This is a genomic window from Kitasatospora sp. NPDC092286 (assembly GCF_044755565.1).
In the GTDB taxonomy this organism is placed as follows: domain Bacteria; phylum Actinomycetota; class Actinomycetes; order Streptomycetales; family Streptomycetaceae; genus Kitasatospora.
On the sequence record NZ_JBIVRD010000001.1, the window covers coordinates 437958 to 451646 of the forward strand.

The window sequence follows — 13689 nt, forward strand, 5'->3', positions numbered from 1 at the left end:
GGGGGGGGGGGGGGGGGGGGGGCCGGGGGCGGGGGGTCGTGGGGCCCCCGGGGGGGGGGGCCGGGGGGGGGGGGCGCCCCGCGGGGGGGCCCCACCCCTCCTCCGTGCTGCGGGCTCAGCCGAGCCTGGTCACGTCGCGGACGGCGCCCTTGTCGGCGGAGGTGGCCATCGCGGCGTAGGCGCGCAGGGCCTGGCTGACCTGGCGGTCGCGGTTCTTCGGCCGGTAGCCGCCCTCGGCCTCCAGCTTCAGCCGGCGCTCGTGCAGTTCCTCGAAGGAGACCTCCAGGGAGATCTTCCGGCCGGGGATGTCGATGGCGATGAGGTCGCCGTCCTCGACCAGCGCGATCGCGCCGCCGGACGCGGCCTCCGGGGAGGCGTGGCCGATCGAGAGGCCCGAGGTGCCGCCGGAGAAACGGCCGTCGGTGACCAGGGCGCAGGCCTTGCCGAGGCCGCGGCCCTTCAGGAAGGACGTCGGGTAGAGCATCTCCTGCATGCCCGGGCCGCCCTTGGGGCCCTCGTAGCGGATGACGACGACGTCGCCCTCCTTGACCCGCTTGGCGAGGATCGCCTCGACGGCGTCCTCCTGGGACTCCACCACGACGGCCGGGCCGCTGAACGTCCAGATCGACTCGTCGACGCCGGCGGTCTTCACGATGCAGCCGTCCTCGGCGAGGTTGCCGTACAGCACGGCGAGGCCGCCCTCGACGGAGTAGGCGTGCTCGACGCCGCGGATGCAGCCCCTGGCGGCGTCGGTGTCCAGCGAGTCCCAGCGCTCGGACTGGGAGAAGGCCTCGGCGGAGCGGACGCAGCCGGGGGCCGCGTACCAGAGTTCGACGGCCTCGGCGGACGGGGAGCCGCCGCGGATGTCCCAGGTCTTGAGCCACTCGTCGAGCGAGCCGGAGTGGACGGTGTGCACGTCCTCGTTGAGCAGTCCGCCGCGGTACAGCTCGCCGAGCAGGGCGGGGATGCCGCCGGCCCGGTGGACGTCCTCCATGTAGTACGAGCCGTTGGGCGCGACCTTGGAGAGGCAGGGCACCTTGCGGGAGATCGCGTCGATGGCCCGCATGTCGAAGTCCAGCTCGGCCTCCTGGGCGGCGGCGAGCAGGTGCAGGATGGTGTTGGTCGAGCCGCCCATCGCGATGTCCAGCGCCATGGCGTTCTCGAACGCGGCGCGGGAGGCGACGGAGCGCGGCAGGACGGAGTGGTCGTCCTGCTGGTAGTGCCGGTTGGTGATCTCGACGACCGTCCGGCCGGCGTTCTCGTAGAGGGCCCTGCGGGCGGTGTGGGTGGCGAGGAGCGAGCCGTTGCCGGGCAGCGAGAGGCCGATCGCCTCGGTGAGGCAGTTCATCGAGTTGGCGGTGAACATGCCGGAGCACGAGCCGCAGGTGGGGCAGGCGTTCTCCTCGATGATCGCGATGTCCTCGTCGGAGACGTTCTCGTTGACCGCCTGGGCGATCGCGTCGACCAGGTCGAGCTTGCGCACGGTGCCGTCGACCAGGGTGGCCTTGCCGGCCTCCATCGGGCCGCCGGAGACGAAGACGGTCGGGATGTTGAGGCGCAGCGCGGCCATCAGCATGCCGGGGGTGATCTTGTCGCAGTTGGAGATGCAGATCAGCGCGTCGGCACAGTGGGCGTTGACCATGTACTCGACCGAGTCGGCGATCAGGTCGCGCGAGGGCAGCGAGTAGAGCATGCCGCTGTGGCCCATCGCGATGCCGTCGTCGACGGCGATGGTGTTGAACTCGCGCGGGATGCCGCCCGCCTGCTTGATCGCCTCGGAGACGATCCGGCCCACCGGCTGGAGGTGGGTGTGGCCGGGGACGAACTCGGTGAAGGAGTTGGCGACCGCGATGATCGGCTTGCCGAAGTCCTCGCGGGCTACGCCGGCGGCCCGGAGAAGCGCCCGGGCGCCTGCCATGTTGCGACCGTGGGTGACCGTACGGGACCTCAGCTCGGGCACTGTGCTCCACTCCTTCGGGGCTGCTGGCGGCCCCGCGGGTAGGAGGGTGCGGCGCCGCTGTGGCTATCGAGCCTACGCCCGCCGTCCGGGCGGTGGACGGCGCGTCCGCGATGCGGTCAGGCGTCGCCGCCCGGGGTGATCGCCACCGTGAGGTCCAGCAGGTACGACTCGGTCACCCAGCCGTCGGGGAATTCGGCGAGCAGCGCCTCGCGTTCGACGGCCAGCAGCGGCTCGCGCTCCTCGGGGGCGAGGGCGGCGATGTAGGAATGCGAGGTGAGGTCGGTGATGACGCCCTCGACGGTGATCCGGCGCTCCCAGCGCAGCACGGCGGTGCGGGTCCGCAGGCCGAAGGGGAGCAGCTGATCGGTGACCTCGTTGAGCCGGCCGTACCAGCGGTAGGGCCCGGGCAGCGCGACGGAGAGCCGCTCGCCCATCGCCCGCACCCAGCCGACGCCGCCGTCCCTGACATTCCACCAAGTGGCGAGGGCGCCGCCGGGGCGCAGCACCCGGATCGCCTCGGGGACGGAGCGCTCGGCCACCGTCCAGTGAAAGGCCTGGGCGTAGGTGATCAGGTCGGCGGAGCGGTCGTGGAAGGGCAGCTCGTCACCGGTGCCCTTGACCAGGGGGATCTCCGGGGAGACCGCGTGCAGTCGGGCGGCCATGCCCGGGCTGGGCTCGACGGCCACGACATCGGCACCGCGGGCGGCCAGCAGGCGGGTGGAGATGCCGGTACCGGCGCCGACGTCCAGCACCCGGGCACCCTTGAGGCTGCGGCCGGCCAGGCGCTCCAGCTCGTCGAAGAGCTCGTCGGGGTAGGAGGGCCGGGCGCGGTCGTACTCGGCGGCTACCGAGTCGAAGGACTTGGCGAGGCCCCGATAGTCCTGTTCGCCCGTCATATCCCCTCCAGGGAAACCTGGTTCGTTCGGTCAGCGTACGCGGGAGGGGGTCGCGAGGTGCAAGCGGGTGAAGGCGAGCGCCTCGGCGAGGTCGGCCTCGCGTTCGGCGGGGGAGGCGGAGCGCCGGGTGTTGACCTCCAGCACCACATGGCCGTCGAAGCCGGTCCTGGCCAGGTGTTCCAGCAGTTCGGCGCAGGGCTGCTTGCCGCGGCCGGGGATCAGGTGCTCGTCCTTGCCGGAGCCGCTGCCGTCGGCGAGGTGGATGTGGGCGAGGCGGTCACCCATCCGCTCGACCATGGTGAGGGCGTCGATCCGGGAGGTGGCGGCGTGCGAGAGGTCGATGGTGAAGTGCCGGTACTCCTCCTCGGTGACGTCCCAGCCGGGGGCGTAGGCCAGCATCTCGCGGTCGCGGTAGCGCCAGGGGTACATGTTCTCGACGGCGAAGCGGACGTCGGTCTCGCCCGCCATCCGGTCGATGCCCTCGACGAACTCGCGGGCGTACTGGCGCTGCCAGCGGAACGGCGGGTGGACGACGACGGCGTCGGCGCCGAGCTTCTCGGCCGCCGCCCGGGCCCGGACCAGTTTGGTCCACGGGTCGGTGGTCCAGACCCGCTGGGTGATCAGCAGACAGGGCGCGTGGACGGCCAGGATCGGCATCCGGTGGGCGTCGGAGAGCCGGCGCAGCGCCTCGATGTCCTGGCTGACCGGGTCGTTCCAGACCATCACCTCGACACCGTCGTAGCCCAGCTTCGCGGCCAGTTCGAAGGCGATGGCGGTGCCGGCCGGGTACACCGAGGCGGTGGAGAGGGCGATCCTGGTGTCGGGGATGTGCAGGGCGGGGTGTGGGGGCAGCACCAGGCGGTCGGTGGTGCGCAGCAGCGGGGCGGGGCGGGCCGCGGCCTGCCGGGCGGCCTTGACGGACTTCACCGACTGCACGGCGGCCTTGGCGGCGCCGGCGGCCCGGGCCGTCCGGGTGTCGCGGGGGCTCTTGGCGGCACGGGCGGCGGCCCGTCCGGTGCCGCGGCCGCGTTCCGGGCCGCGTTCGGCGCCGGGGGTCTTCTGGACGGCTTTCTTCGCCGCCGTCTTCGCCGCCGTCTTCACCGCCTGCACGGTCTTCGCGGTCTTGGCGGTCTTCGTCGCCCCGGCCGCCTTGGCGGCCTTGGCCGTCTTGACGCCCTTCACGGCCTTGCCGAGCTTGCGGGCACGGCCGGTGGTCCCGGGTTCGGCGCCGCCCTCGTCCGGGCGGGTGCGGCGCGGGCCGTCCGGCCGCGGCTGCCCGGTTCCGGCAGCGCGGCCCCCCTGCGTCCCGTCCTCGTCCGCTGGTTGCGCCACGGGAGACAGCGTAAGCGGACCGCGCCCGGAACGGAGCCAGGTCCCCCCGCCGGTGCGGGCCGAAGGCCTCAGCCGGCGAGGGCGGGGTGCCGGTCGGTCGGGCTGTCCATGGCGTCCAGGCGGCGCAGGATGATGCCCTCGCGCAGCGCCCACGGACAGATGTCGAGCTCGTCCAGGCCGAAGAGGTCCATCGCGGCGTCGGCGACCAGGGCGCCGGCCAGCAACTGCTTGGCCCGGCCCTCGGAGACGCCGGGGATCTGCGCCCGCTCGGCGACGGTCATCGCGGAGAGCCGGGGCACCCAGGCGGCCAGGCCGCTGCGGGTGAGCCGGCGGTCGGTGTACGGGCCGGCCTCGGCGGGGGCGGCGCCGCTCATCCGGGCGAGCTGCTTGAAGGTCTTGGAGGTGGCGACGGCGTGGTGGGGGGCGCCGAGCCGGGAGATCTCGCCGACCACGCTGGCGATCTCGGCCCGGATGTGGCGTCTGAGCTCGCGCAGGCCGTCCGGGTCGGCGACGTCGCCGGGCAGCCAGCGGGCGGTGAGCCGGCCGGCGCCGAGCGGCAGCGAGCAGGCGATGTCGGGCTGCTCGTCCTGACCGCAGGCGATCTCCAGCGAGCCGCCGCCGATGTCGAGGTTGAGCAGCCGGCCGGAGGACCAGCCGAACCAGCGGCGGACGGCGAGGAAGGTGAGCCGCGCCTCGTCCTGTCCGGAGAGCACCCGCAGTTCGACGCCGGTCTCCTCGGCGACCCGGCGCAGCACCTCCTCGCCGTTGGCCGCCTCGCGGACGGCGGAGGTGGCGAAGGGCAGGATGTCGACGACGCCCTTGTCCTCGGCGACCCGGATGGACGAGGCGACCATGCCGACCAGCCGCTCCACCCCGGCCTCGCTTATCGCCCCCTGCTCGTCGAGGAGTTCGGCGAGCCGCAGCTCGGCCTTGTGGGAGTACGCGGCCAGCGGGGCGGCACCGGGATGGGCGTCCACCACGAGGAAGTGGACCGTGTTGGAACCTACGTCGAGAACACCGAGTCGCATAACTCTCCACGCTACGCGATACGGTGCCGCGCCCACCCGGCCGCGGCGGTATTCGCGCTGGTCCGGGTGGGTCGGTACGGACCCGGCACGGACCCCGGCCGGTCACCGCGCGCGACGGGCCGACGCGGGCGCCGGTGCGGGCGCCGACGGGCCGGCGGCGGGGCTCACAACAGGCCGTCCCAGAGCTGCTCGACGATGACGGCCCACCAGTTCTCCGGATCGTCGAAGACCGTCGGGTCGATCGCCGCCAGGCCCCGCTGGAGGTCGGCGACGGCGGTCCCGGCGGCCCGTCGGTCCGGGCCGCGCAGGCCGGGGAGCCGCCCGGCGAACAGCTCCAGGCAGCGGACGAAGGCCGCCGGGCCGTCGTTGCAGTGCCGGGCGGTGGCGTAGTCGGGGTCGACCGCCCGGACGGCGCCGCGGGCGGTGTCCACGGTGATCAGCGCCCAGCCGTCGGTGCCGAGCAGCAGCTGCGGGGCCAGCGCCCGGCGCTCCCGATCGGCGATCCTGGTGCCGCGTCCGGCGTCCGCCAGGTGGGCGGCGAGCGGCGGCAGCACCGGGCCGGGCCGGGTGCCGTCCGCGATGGCCTCGGGCCGGGGGTGGTGCAGCGCGAAGAAGCCCTCGACGGCCACCGGCACGCCGACCGTGAGCAGCAGTCCGGCGCAGTCCTCCGGCAGATCGGCCCGGGCGACGTCGTCCGGGCCGAAGCGCTGGACGCCGCCCGCCCCGAACCGCCGCACCAGCCGGGCCGCCAGTGCCCCGGCCGGCTCGGCGGCGGCCCGCTCGACGGCGGCCGACGGCGCGGTGCGCGGGAACGGCACCCGGTTGGGGGCCGGTTCGCCGGGCACGGCCGGCAGCGCCCGGACGGCCGCCGCCCGGTGGTCGAAGCGCGGCCCGTACGGCAGGTCGAAGCCCACCCGGGCCCCGGGCAGCTCGGCGGCCAGCGCGTGCGCCCAGTAGCCGCCGGGCAGCGCGCCCAGCCGCAGGTCGGTGTGGACGGCCAGCACGTCCTCGGCCCGGACGCCCAGTTCGCGCAGCCGCCACCAGCCGCGCAGCGCCGGATGCGGCAGCCCGGGCGCCGAGCGCAGCGCCATGGTGCGGACCTCGCCGAAGCCGTTCCGGTAGGTGAGTTCGGCCCGGGTGCCCCGGCCGGTGGCCGGTGGCAGGGCCGGGTCGTACCCGCCCGCGCCGAGGAAGTCCCGGTACAGCGCGACCACCTCGTCCACCGGCACGGACGGCCAGACGGTGAACCGCCCGGTCTCCCGGTCCACCACGGCGCAGGCCGCGCCGATCTCCTCGGGGGCCCGCCGCTCGCCCGTCCTCGGGTCGACCCGGACCGGCGGTGGCTCGGCCCAGAGCACCCAGCCGAGGTCGAACTCGTGCGAGCGCACCGGGCGGCTCCCGGCCGAGGCCCCGGGCAGTTCGCCGTTGATCCAGCGGTGGGCGGCCTCGATCGCCTGCGCGCGAGTGGTCACGGGGTGGTGCTCCTTGCGGCGGCCCGGCCGGAACCGGAAGGGACGGACGGCACGGTCGTCGAGGCCGCACCCGGCGCGGGCGCGGCTTCGACGGCCTCGGCAGCTTCGACGGCCTCGACGGCCTCGAACCGGCGGACGGCGAGATCGAGCGGGCGACCCTCGGGGTCGAGGGCGATCGCCCAGAGGCCGTGGCGGCCGTCGTGCAGCGGGGCCGGGCCCTGGCGGCCGACCTGGTGGTCGAGATAGGTCACGGTGTCCCGGTGGTTGACGGCGTTCCAGGCGTGCGGGCGGCCGAAGCCGTCCAGGGTGAGCAGGAGCGCCTGGGAGCCGTGGCCGGCCCGGCGCAGTTCGCCGGCCAGCCGGCCGAAGGCCGGGCCGCCGTCGCCGAGGTCCCGGAACGGCGCGCCGAGTTCGCGCTCCGCGCGGTCGCGTCCGCCGCGCTCGCCCGCGTCGCCCTCGGTGGGGACGCGCGGTGCGGCGCAGGTCGGCCGGCCGGTGAAGGTGTCCACGGCCGAGAGCGCGATCTCCAGGCTGTTGTTGGCCCGGCCCGGTTCGCGGGGGCCGCCGTCGTTGACGGCCTCGGCCCAGCCGCCGGCCGCCGGGGCCGGGTGACGGACGGGCAGGCCGTCGCCGTCCCGGGGCGCGCGGCGTTCGACCTCGCGCTGGTGCTCGGGGTCGACCTGGGCGAGCCCGCCGGGCCGGCCGTACGGGCGGCTGTCGGCGATGGTCCGCAGGCGGACCACCGGACCGCCGGGGGCGGTGCCGGTGCGCGGGGCGCGCAGGGCGAGCTGGAGGGCCATCGCGTGGGCGGTGGCGACCGGGACGGCTCCCCAGCCGGTCCCCGGCTGGCCCTCGGCCGGTGATCCGTCCGGACGGCGGCGGGTGTCGCCCGGGTGGGGCTCGGGGCGTCCGCCGCCCGGCCCGGCCGGCGGCGGGACGGGCAGCGGTGGGGCGACCGGCGGCGGGGGGACGGGCAGCGGGCCGGGGGTGGTGACCGGGTGCGGGGCACCGGTGGCCGCGCGAGGTCCGCCCGGGCCCGCTCCGACGGCGCCCGGACGCGGTTCGGTGGGCGCGGGCTGTCCGGGGGCGGCCGGGCCTGATCCGGGCTGCCCGGGCACCGGGGCGCCCGCGCCGGGGAGGGCGACCGGTACGGCCGGGGCACCCGCGCCGATTCCGCTGCCGAACGGCGCCGGGCCGTGCCCGGCCGCACCGGGGCCTCCGCCGTAACCACCCGCGCCGCCCGCGCCGCCCGCACTGCCCGCACTGCTCGCACTGCTCGCGAGCGGGCCGGGGCCGACCGCTCCCGCGCCCACCGGCCCGCCGTAGCCGCCCCCGTACGAACCCCCGTACGCACCTGGGTAGGAGCCGCCGCCCGGGCCGCCGGTGGCCGCGTCCGGACCGGGGTGGTACGGCGCGGACCAGGAGGGTGGCGCCGCGGACGCGGGCGGCGCGAGCACCGAGTCCGTCCGCACGGTGACCGGCACTCCGCCGCCACCAGCTCCTCCTCCACCACCGCCGGAGTGCGAGGACGCGGGCGCCAGGGTGTAGTCGCCGCCGTCCGAGCCGCCGCCACTCTGGTGTGCCGGGGCCGCCGGGGCCCGGACCGGGCTCTCGGCCTGGGCGGGGGCCCGGTCGGCAGCGCCCACCGGCCCGGTCCGCACCTGTCGGCCGTCACCGGAGCCGCCCGCCGCAACGCCGGGGTCACCCGCCAGGCCGACGGACCCGCCGGAGCCGGACTCCTGGCCGGCCGCCCGCACCACGGCGTCCGGCCCGGCGCCCGGCACCACCGGACCGGGCTCCCCCGGCGGTGTGCCGTCCGGGGAGTCGCCGAGGACACCGTCCGGCCCGACACCCGCGCGGTGGGCCCGGCCCGGCCCGGCGTCGCCCGCCGCGAGGCCGGTCAGCGGCACGCCGAGGACCTCCGTGCCGTCCTTGTCGGTCAGCACCGGCCGGCCGTCCCTGCCGAGCAGCGGCCGCCCGTGCTCGTCCAGCCGCACGGTCAGGTCCTCGACCCCGACCACCGGTCTGCCGTCCGGGCCCTGGACGACGAGCAGCCCGCTCGCGTCCGCCACCGGTGTGCCGTCCGCCCGGACGATGACCGGGTTGCCCGCCTCGTCCAGCACCGGCCGGCCGGCCTCGTCGAGCCTGACGCTCAGACCGGGCACCCCGACCACCGGCTGCCCGTCCGCACCGGCCACCGGCTTTCCGTCCGCGCCGATCACCACCGCCAGGCCCGCACCGCCCGCGCCCAGCACGCCCGGCTCGGCGAGCGCGGCCGGCAGCCCGGCGGCCAGCGGGTCGAAGGCCCCGCCGGGGCCGGTGGCGCAGGAGGCCGTCCGCACCCCGGCCGCGCCGGGCGTGCTGGGCCCGAGGCGCAGCAGGGCGACCACCGCGGGCTCCTTGAGCGCCGTGGCCAGCCCGTCCTTCATGGCCCGGCCGAGTTCGTCCAGCAGCCCGCCGATCCTCAGCCGGGCGGCCTCGACGGCGACCGCCGCCATCGCCTCGGCGACCTGCCCGGTGGCCGTGTTCCGCACCCCGGCCGCCAGCCCGCCGAAGACCCCGCCGGGAGCGGCGCCGCTCCCGTTCCGGGCGGACTCGGCGGCCTCGGCGGCCTTGACGGCGGCCGCCCTGGCCCTGGCCGCCTGTTCCTCGGCCTGCTTCAGCTCGGCGGCCAGCTCGGTGAGGGCCGCGACGACATCGGCCTTGCAGCCGTCCACGGCCCGGGCGGCCCGGTCGAAGGCGCCGGCCACCAGCCCGGCGGCGGAGTGGGCGTCGTCCAGGTGGCCCTTGCCACCGCCGCTGAACGCCCGCCAGTACTCGCCGAAGGCCTCCACCGCCCGGCCGGAGTTCTCCCCGGTGACGCGCCTGGCGGAGTCGCCGCCGCGCCTGCCGAGGCGCTCCGCCTCGGCGCCGAGTTCGCGCCAGAGCCCGGCCGCCTTGCGCAGCCCGTCCTCGTCGGCCTGCGGCCACCGGTGGCCGGTCCTGGCCAGCAACGGTGCGAGCTCCTCGGGCAGCTTCCGGGACACGCGCGTTCCCCTTTCGGGAGGCGGATCACCGCCGGGCGGCGGCACGGGCGGGCGGGGAGGGCCGGTGTCAGGCCGGCCTGTCCTCGGGGACGGTCCCCACGGCCGCCGGGGTTGCGGACGTCACCGGGGCCGTCGAAGGTGCCGGGGCCGCCTGCCGTCCGGCCCGGTGCCGGCCGTCGCGCCGAAGCCCGCCGCGGCCGAGGTGTCGGCGTCCGTGGTCCGCTCGGCCATGGTGTGCAGCCCGGCCCCGACCTGGCCGAGCCGCCCGGCCAACCCGCGCAGGCCGCCGAGCAGTTCGCCGTGCGCCTCGCGGTAGACGGTGGCGAAGCCGCTGCCCGGCCGGTCCGGTCCCCAGGGGCTGCCGAGCGCGGCGAGGCCCTGTTCCAGGGCGGCCGCGGCCTTCCCGAGGTCCGCCGAGATCTTCTCGAACTCCCGCCCCTCGCCGTGCAGTTCCCAGGGCTTGATGACGAACTTGCCGCTGCCGCCGGCCATCCCCGTACCTCCCGTCGTGGACCGGCCGCCCATCCTAGAGCTGAAGTCCTGGAGCCGGATCCCGCCCCGGCCGCAGGACGCCGGTGACCTCTTCGCCCCGTCTCCACCTCCCCCCGAGGCCCCCGCCGCGGGCCCGCGGGCGGTGGACCGCCGGTGAAATCACCGCAAATGCCCCGGCCATGGGCGGTTCGCACCTCCGCGAAGGCTCTACCCTTGCCGGGTGGCAGCAGCAGACACGTCCAAGAAGAAGCCCAGGGCCGGAACGACCGCGATCGATCTCGCCATGCCGACCCTGCGCGCCGAGGTCCCGCTCGACTTCCCGCGCGCCTGGGTCGAGTTCACCGACCCCGACGACGAGGAGCAGGTCTTCCGCTGCGACCTCACCTGGCTGACCTCCCGCTGGACGTGCATCTTCGGCCGCGGCTGCCAGGGCATCCGCGAGGGCCGGGGCGAGTCGGACGGCTGCTGCACGCTCGGCGCCCACTACTCGGACGAGGACGACGAGCAGCGGGTGGCCGGTCACGCGGCCCGGCTGACGCCGGAGATCTGGGAGAACTTCGAGCACGGCACCGACGACAGGGGCCGGATCAGGCTCGACGGCGGCATCACCATGCTGGACGAGGACGGCGACCGGCAGACCCGCCGGGTCAACGGCGCCTGCCTCTTCCTCAACAGCCCGGGCTTCCCCGGCGGCGCCGGCTGCGCGCTGCACACCCTCGCCCTCAAGGAGGGCAAGGAGCCGCTGGAGACCAAGCCGGACGTCTGCTGGCAGCTCCCGGTGCGCCGCACCTACGACTGGATCGACCGCCCGGACGACACCCGCTACCTCCAGGTCACCATCGGCGAGTACGACCGCCGGGGCTGGGGCCCGGGCGGCCACGACCTGCACTGGTGGTGCACCGGCAGCCCGGACGCGCACACCGGCCCGGACCCGGTGTACGTCAGCTACCGCCCCGAGCTCACCGAGCTGATGGGCAAGGCCGCGTACCAGGAGCTGGCCGGCCTCTGCGAGCAGCGGATCGCCACCAAGGGCGACCGCAAGGTGGCCCCGCACCCGGCCGACCCGGCGAAGCCGAAGAAGAAGGCGTAGCCGCGGCGCGCGGTGGCCGCCGTACCCGGCCGGCCCGCCGCGCGCCGGGGTCGCGGACGGCTACCCGCCGGTCACTTGTCGATGTCCCCGACGACGAAGAACATCGAGCCCAGGATCGCCACCATGTCGGCGACCAGGGTGCCGGGCAGCAACTCGGTCAGCGCCTGGATGTTGTTGAAGGACGCCGAGCGGAGCTTGAGCCGCCACGGCGTCTTGTCACCGCGCGAGACCAGGTAGTAGCCGTTGACGCCGAGCGGGTTCTCCGTCCAGGCGTAGGTGCTGCCCTCGGGTGCCTTGAGCACCTTGGGCAGCCGCAGGTTGACCGGCCCGGGCGCCAGCGTGGCCAGCTTGTCCAGGCAGGCGTCCGCCAGGTCGAGGGAGTTGACCGTCTGCTCCAGCAGGCACTCGAAGCGGGCCAGGCAGTCGCCCTCCTCGCGGGTGACCACGGTCAGCACCCGGCGCAGCTCCTCGGAGCCGTACGCCAGGTAGGGCTCGTCCCGGCGCAGGTCGAAGTCGAGGCCGCTGGCCCGCGCGATCGGGCCGCTCACCCCGTACGCCTCGGCCTGTGCCCTGGTGAGCACGCCGACGCCGGCGGTGCGGACCCGGAAGATCTCGTTGCCGAGCACCAGCTCCTCGAAGACCGGCAGCTGGGAGCGGACGGTGGCGACCGCCGCCCGGACCCGGCCGAGCCAGCCGGCCGGCAGGTCCTCCTTGAGGCCGCCGACCCGGTTGAACATGTAGTGCATCCGCCCGCCGGAGGCCTCCTCCAGCACGTGCTGGAGGTCCTCACGGCCGGTGAAGGCGTGGAAGATCGGGGTGATGCCGCCCAGTTCCAGCGGGTAGGAGCCGAGGAACATCAGGTGGTTGAGCACCCGGTTCAGTTCGGCGAGCAGGGTGCGGATCCACACCGCGCGCTCGGGCACCTCCATGCCGAGCATCCGCTCGACGCCCAGCACCACGCCCAGTTCGTTGGCGAAGGCGGAGAGCCAGTCGTGCCGGTTGGCCAGCATGATGATCTGCCGGTAGTCGCGGGCCTCGAAGAGCTTCTCCGCGCCCCGGTGCATATAGCCGATCACCGGCTCGGCGGTGACGATCCGCTCGCCGTCCAGCACCAGCTTCAGCCGCAGGACGCCGTGCGTCGCGGGGTGCTGCGGGCCGATGTTGAGCACCATGTCGGTGCTGCCGGCCTCGCCCGTGAAGCTCTCGGCTCCCGCTCCGATGCCGACCGTGGTCTCCCTCATGGGGTCAGAGTCTGCCATCCCTCCGGCCGCTCCAGCCCCTGTGCCCCCTTCAGGATTTCGGGCAGCGGCATCCGGACGGCCTGCGCCAGCCAGCCGAAACCGCCGAGGCCGGCCGGGTCGGTCAGCTCCGCGCCCTCGCCCGCGCCACCGAGCGCGCGCAGGTAGGCCACCGGGTCGGAGGAGGCCAGCGCGAGCGGTGGCCTGGTCCCGCTCACCCCGAGCGCCCGCAGCGCCTCCCGCTGCGTCGTCCACAGGCTGTGGACGGCGGGCACGGCCACGGCGTCCAGCGCGACGTGCGCGGTGAGGTCGCAGGAGCCGTCCGGCACCGGGGGCACCTCGCGGCCGGCCCGGAAGCCGGTCAGGGTGGTCAGCGGCGGGCGGGCGGCGGCCGTGTGCCCGTAGTCCACCGCGACCGCCAGCCCGCGCTCCAGGGCGCCGACGGCCGAGGCCCAGGCGGCGTCCCGGGGGCCGCCCAGCTCCACCACGTCCCCCGGACGGCCGCCCGGCCACCAGCGGGCGGCCCAGGCGGCGTCCGCCTCGGTCACCGGCTCGCCCGGGCGCTCCGCGCCCGTCGCGGTGTCCACCTCGACATAGCGCAGCCGCCCGTCCTCGCCCACCTCGGCCAGGTCCAGCGGCACGTTGTCCAGCCACTCGTTGGCGAACAGCAGGCCGGTGACACCGCGCGGCACCACGGTCGTCCACAGGGCTGTGGACGGCAGTCCCGCCGGGCGCGGCGCCCCGATCTCCACGCCGTACGGCCGCAGCCGGGAGCGCACCGCGTCCGGCAGCTCGGCCAGCACCCCCGTCAGCAGTTCGCCGCGCCCCGCCCCGACGTCCACGAAGGCCAGCTCCGCCGGACGGCCGAGGGCCGCGTCGACCTCCAGCAGCAGCCGGGCCACCGCCCGGGCGAACAGCGGGGAGGCGTGCACCGAGGTGCGGAAGTGCCCGGCCGGGCCCTCCGGCCGGCGGTAGAAACCGCCCTCCGGGGCGTACAGGGCCTCTTCCATGGCGGGCCGCCACCGCATCCAGCTCATGCGGCGGGACGCTACCGGGACCGGCCACGACCCGCCCAACCGGAACCGGGGCTTCTCCGACCTAGGGAGTAGGCGGGATCGCCCTCCCGGTGGACCTGAACACGCCAGGTGGCTGCCT

At 75.9% G+C, this 13689-nt stretch carries 10 protein-coding genes; 1 reads left to right on the top strand and 9 read right to left on the bottom strand.

Going from position 1 to position 13689, the window contains the following annotated elements:
* Positions 1-115: 115 nt before the first annotated feature.
* The 7 genes from ilvD to ACIQIB_RS02165 all read right to left on the bottom strand — a co-directional run bounded on the left by ilvD (position 116) and on the right by ACIQIB_RS02165 (position 10206).
* Positions 116-1960: a dihydroxy-acid dehydratase gene (gene ilvD, locus ACIQIB_RS02135; RefSeq protein WP_363606007.1), complete on the bottom strand. Its 1845-nt coding sequence runs from the start codon at positions 1958-1960 to the stop codon at positions 116-118.
* A 116-nt stretch (positions 1961-2076) separates the two neighbouring features.
* Positions 2077-2856, bottom strand: coding sequence for a class I SAM-dependent methyltransferase (locus ACIQIB_RS02140; RefSeq protein WP_400654336.1), 780 nt, complete (start codon positions 2854-2856; stop codon positions 2077-2079).
* A 30-nt stretch (positions 2857-2886) separates the two neighbouring features.
* Entirely contained in the window at positions 2887-3690 is an 804-nt protein-coding gene (locus tag ACIQIB_RS02145) for a sugar phosphate isomerase/epimerase (RefSeq protein WP_363606063.1), read from the bottom strand.
* Between the two features lie 566 nt (positions 3691-4256).
* Positions 4257-5216 carry a Ppx/GppA phosphatase family protein gene (locus ACIQIB_RS02150; protein ID WP_363606009.1) on the bottom strand — a complete coding sequence of 320 codons (960 nt, stop codon included), beginning with the start codon at positions 5214-5216 and terminating at the stop codon, positions 4257-4259.
* A gap of 164 nt (positions 5217-5380) precedes the next feature.
* Positions 5381-6688: an SUKH-4 family immunity protein gene (locus tag ACIQIB_RS02155; RefSeq protein ID WP_400756240.1), complete on the bottom strand. Its 1308-nt coding sequence runs from the start codon at positions 6686-6688 to the stop codon at positions 5381-5383.
* Complete coding sequence (locus ACIQIB_RS02160; protein WP_400756242.1) at positions 6685-9714, bottom strand: toxin glutamine deamidase domain-containing protein; 3030 nt, start codon at positions 9712-9714, stop codon at positions 6685-6687. The genes ACIQIB_RS02155 and ACIQIB_RS02160 overlap by 4 nt, the downstream gene beginning before the upstream one ends.
* A 120-nt stretch (positions 9715-9834) precedes the next feature.
* Positions 9835-10206: a hypothetical protein gene (locus ACIQIB_RS02165; protein ID WP_400756244.1), complete on the bottom strand. Its 372-nt coding sequence runs from the start codon at positions 10204-10206 to the stop codon at positions 9835-9837.
* 283 nt (positions 10207-10489) lie between these two features.
* On the opposite strand from ACIQIB_RS02165, the gene ACIQIB_RS02170 reads away from it, so the two are divergent.
* On the top strand, positions 10490-11296 hold the full coding sequence (locus ACIQIB_RS02170) for a hypothetical protein (protein ID WP_400756314.1): 807 nt from the start codon (positions 10490-10492) through the stop codon (positions 11294-11296).
* Between the two features lie 71 nt (positions 11297-11367).
* On the opposite strand, the gene ACIQIB_RS02175 is transcribed toward ACIQIB_RS02170, so the two are convergent.
* Positions 11368-12537: an NADH-quinone oxidoreductase subunit D gene (locus tag ACIQIB_RS02175; RefSeq protein WP_363606014.1), complete on the bottom strand. Its 1170-nt coding sequence runs from the start codon at positions 12535-12537 to the stop codon at positions 11368-11370.
* The gene (locus ACIQIB_RS02180; RefSeq protein ID WP_400756246.1) at positions 12534-13571 is read right to left on the bottom strand and encodes an SAM-dependent methyltransferase; all 1038 of its coding nucleotides are present in this window, start codon (positions 13569-13571) and stop codon (positions 12534-12536) included. Before ACIQIB_RS02180 ends, ACIQIB_RS02175 begins: the two co-directional genes overlap by 4 nt.
* Positions 13572-13689 lie beyond the last annotated feature (118 nt).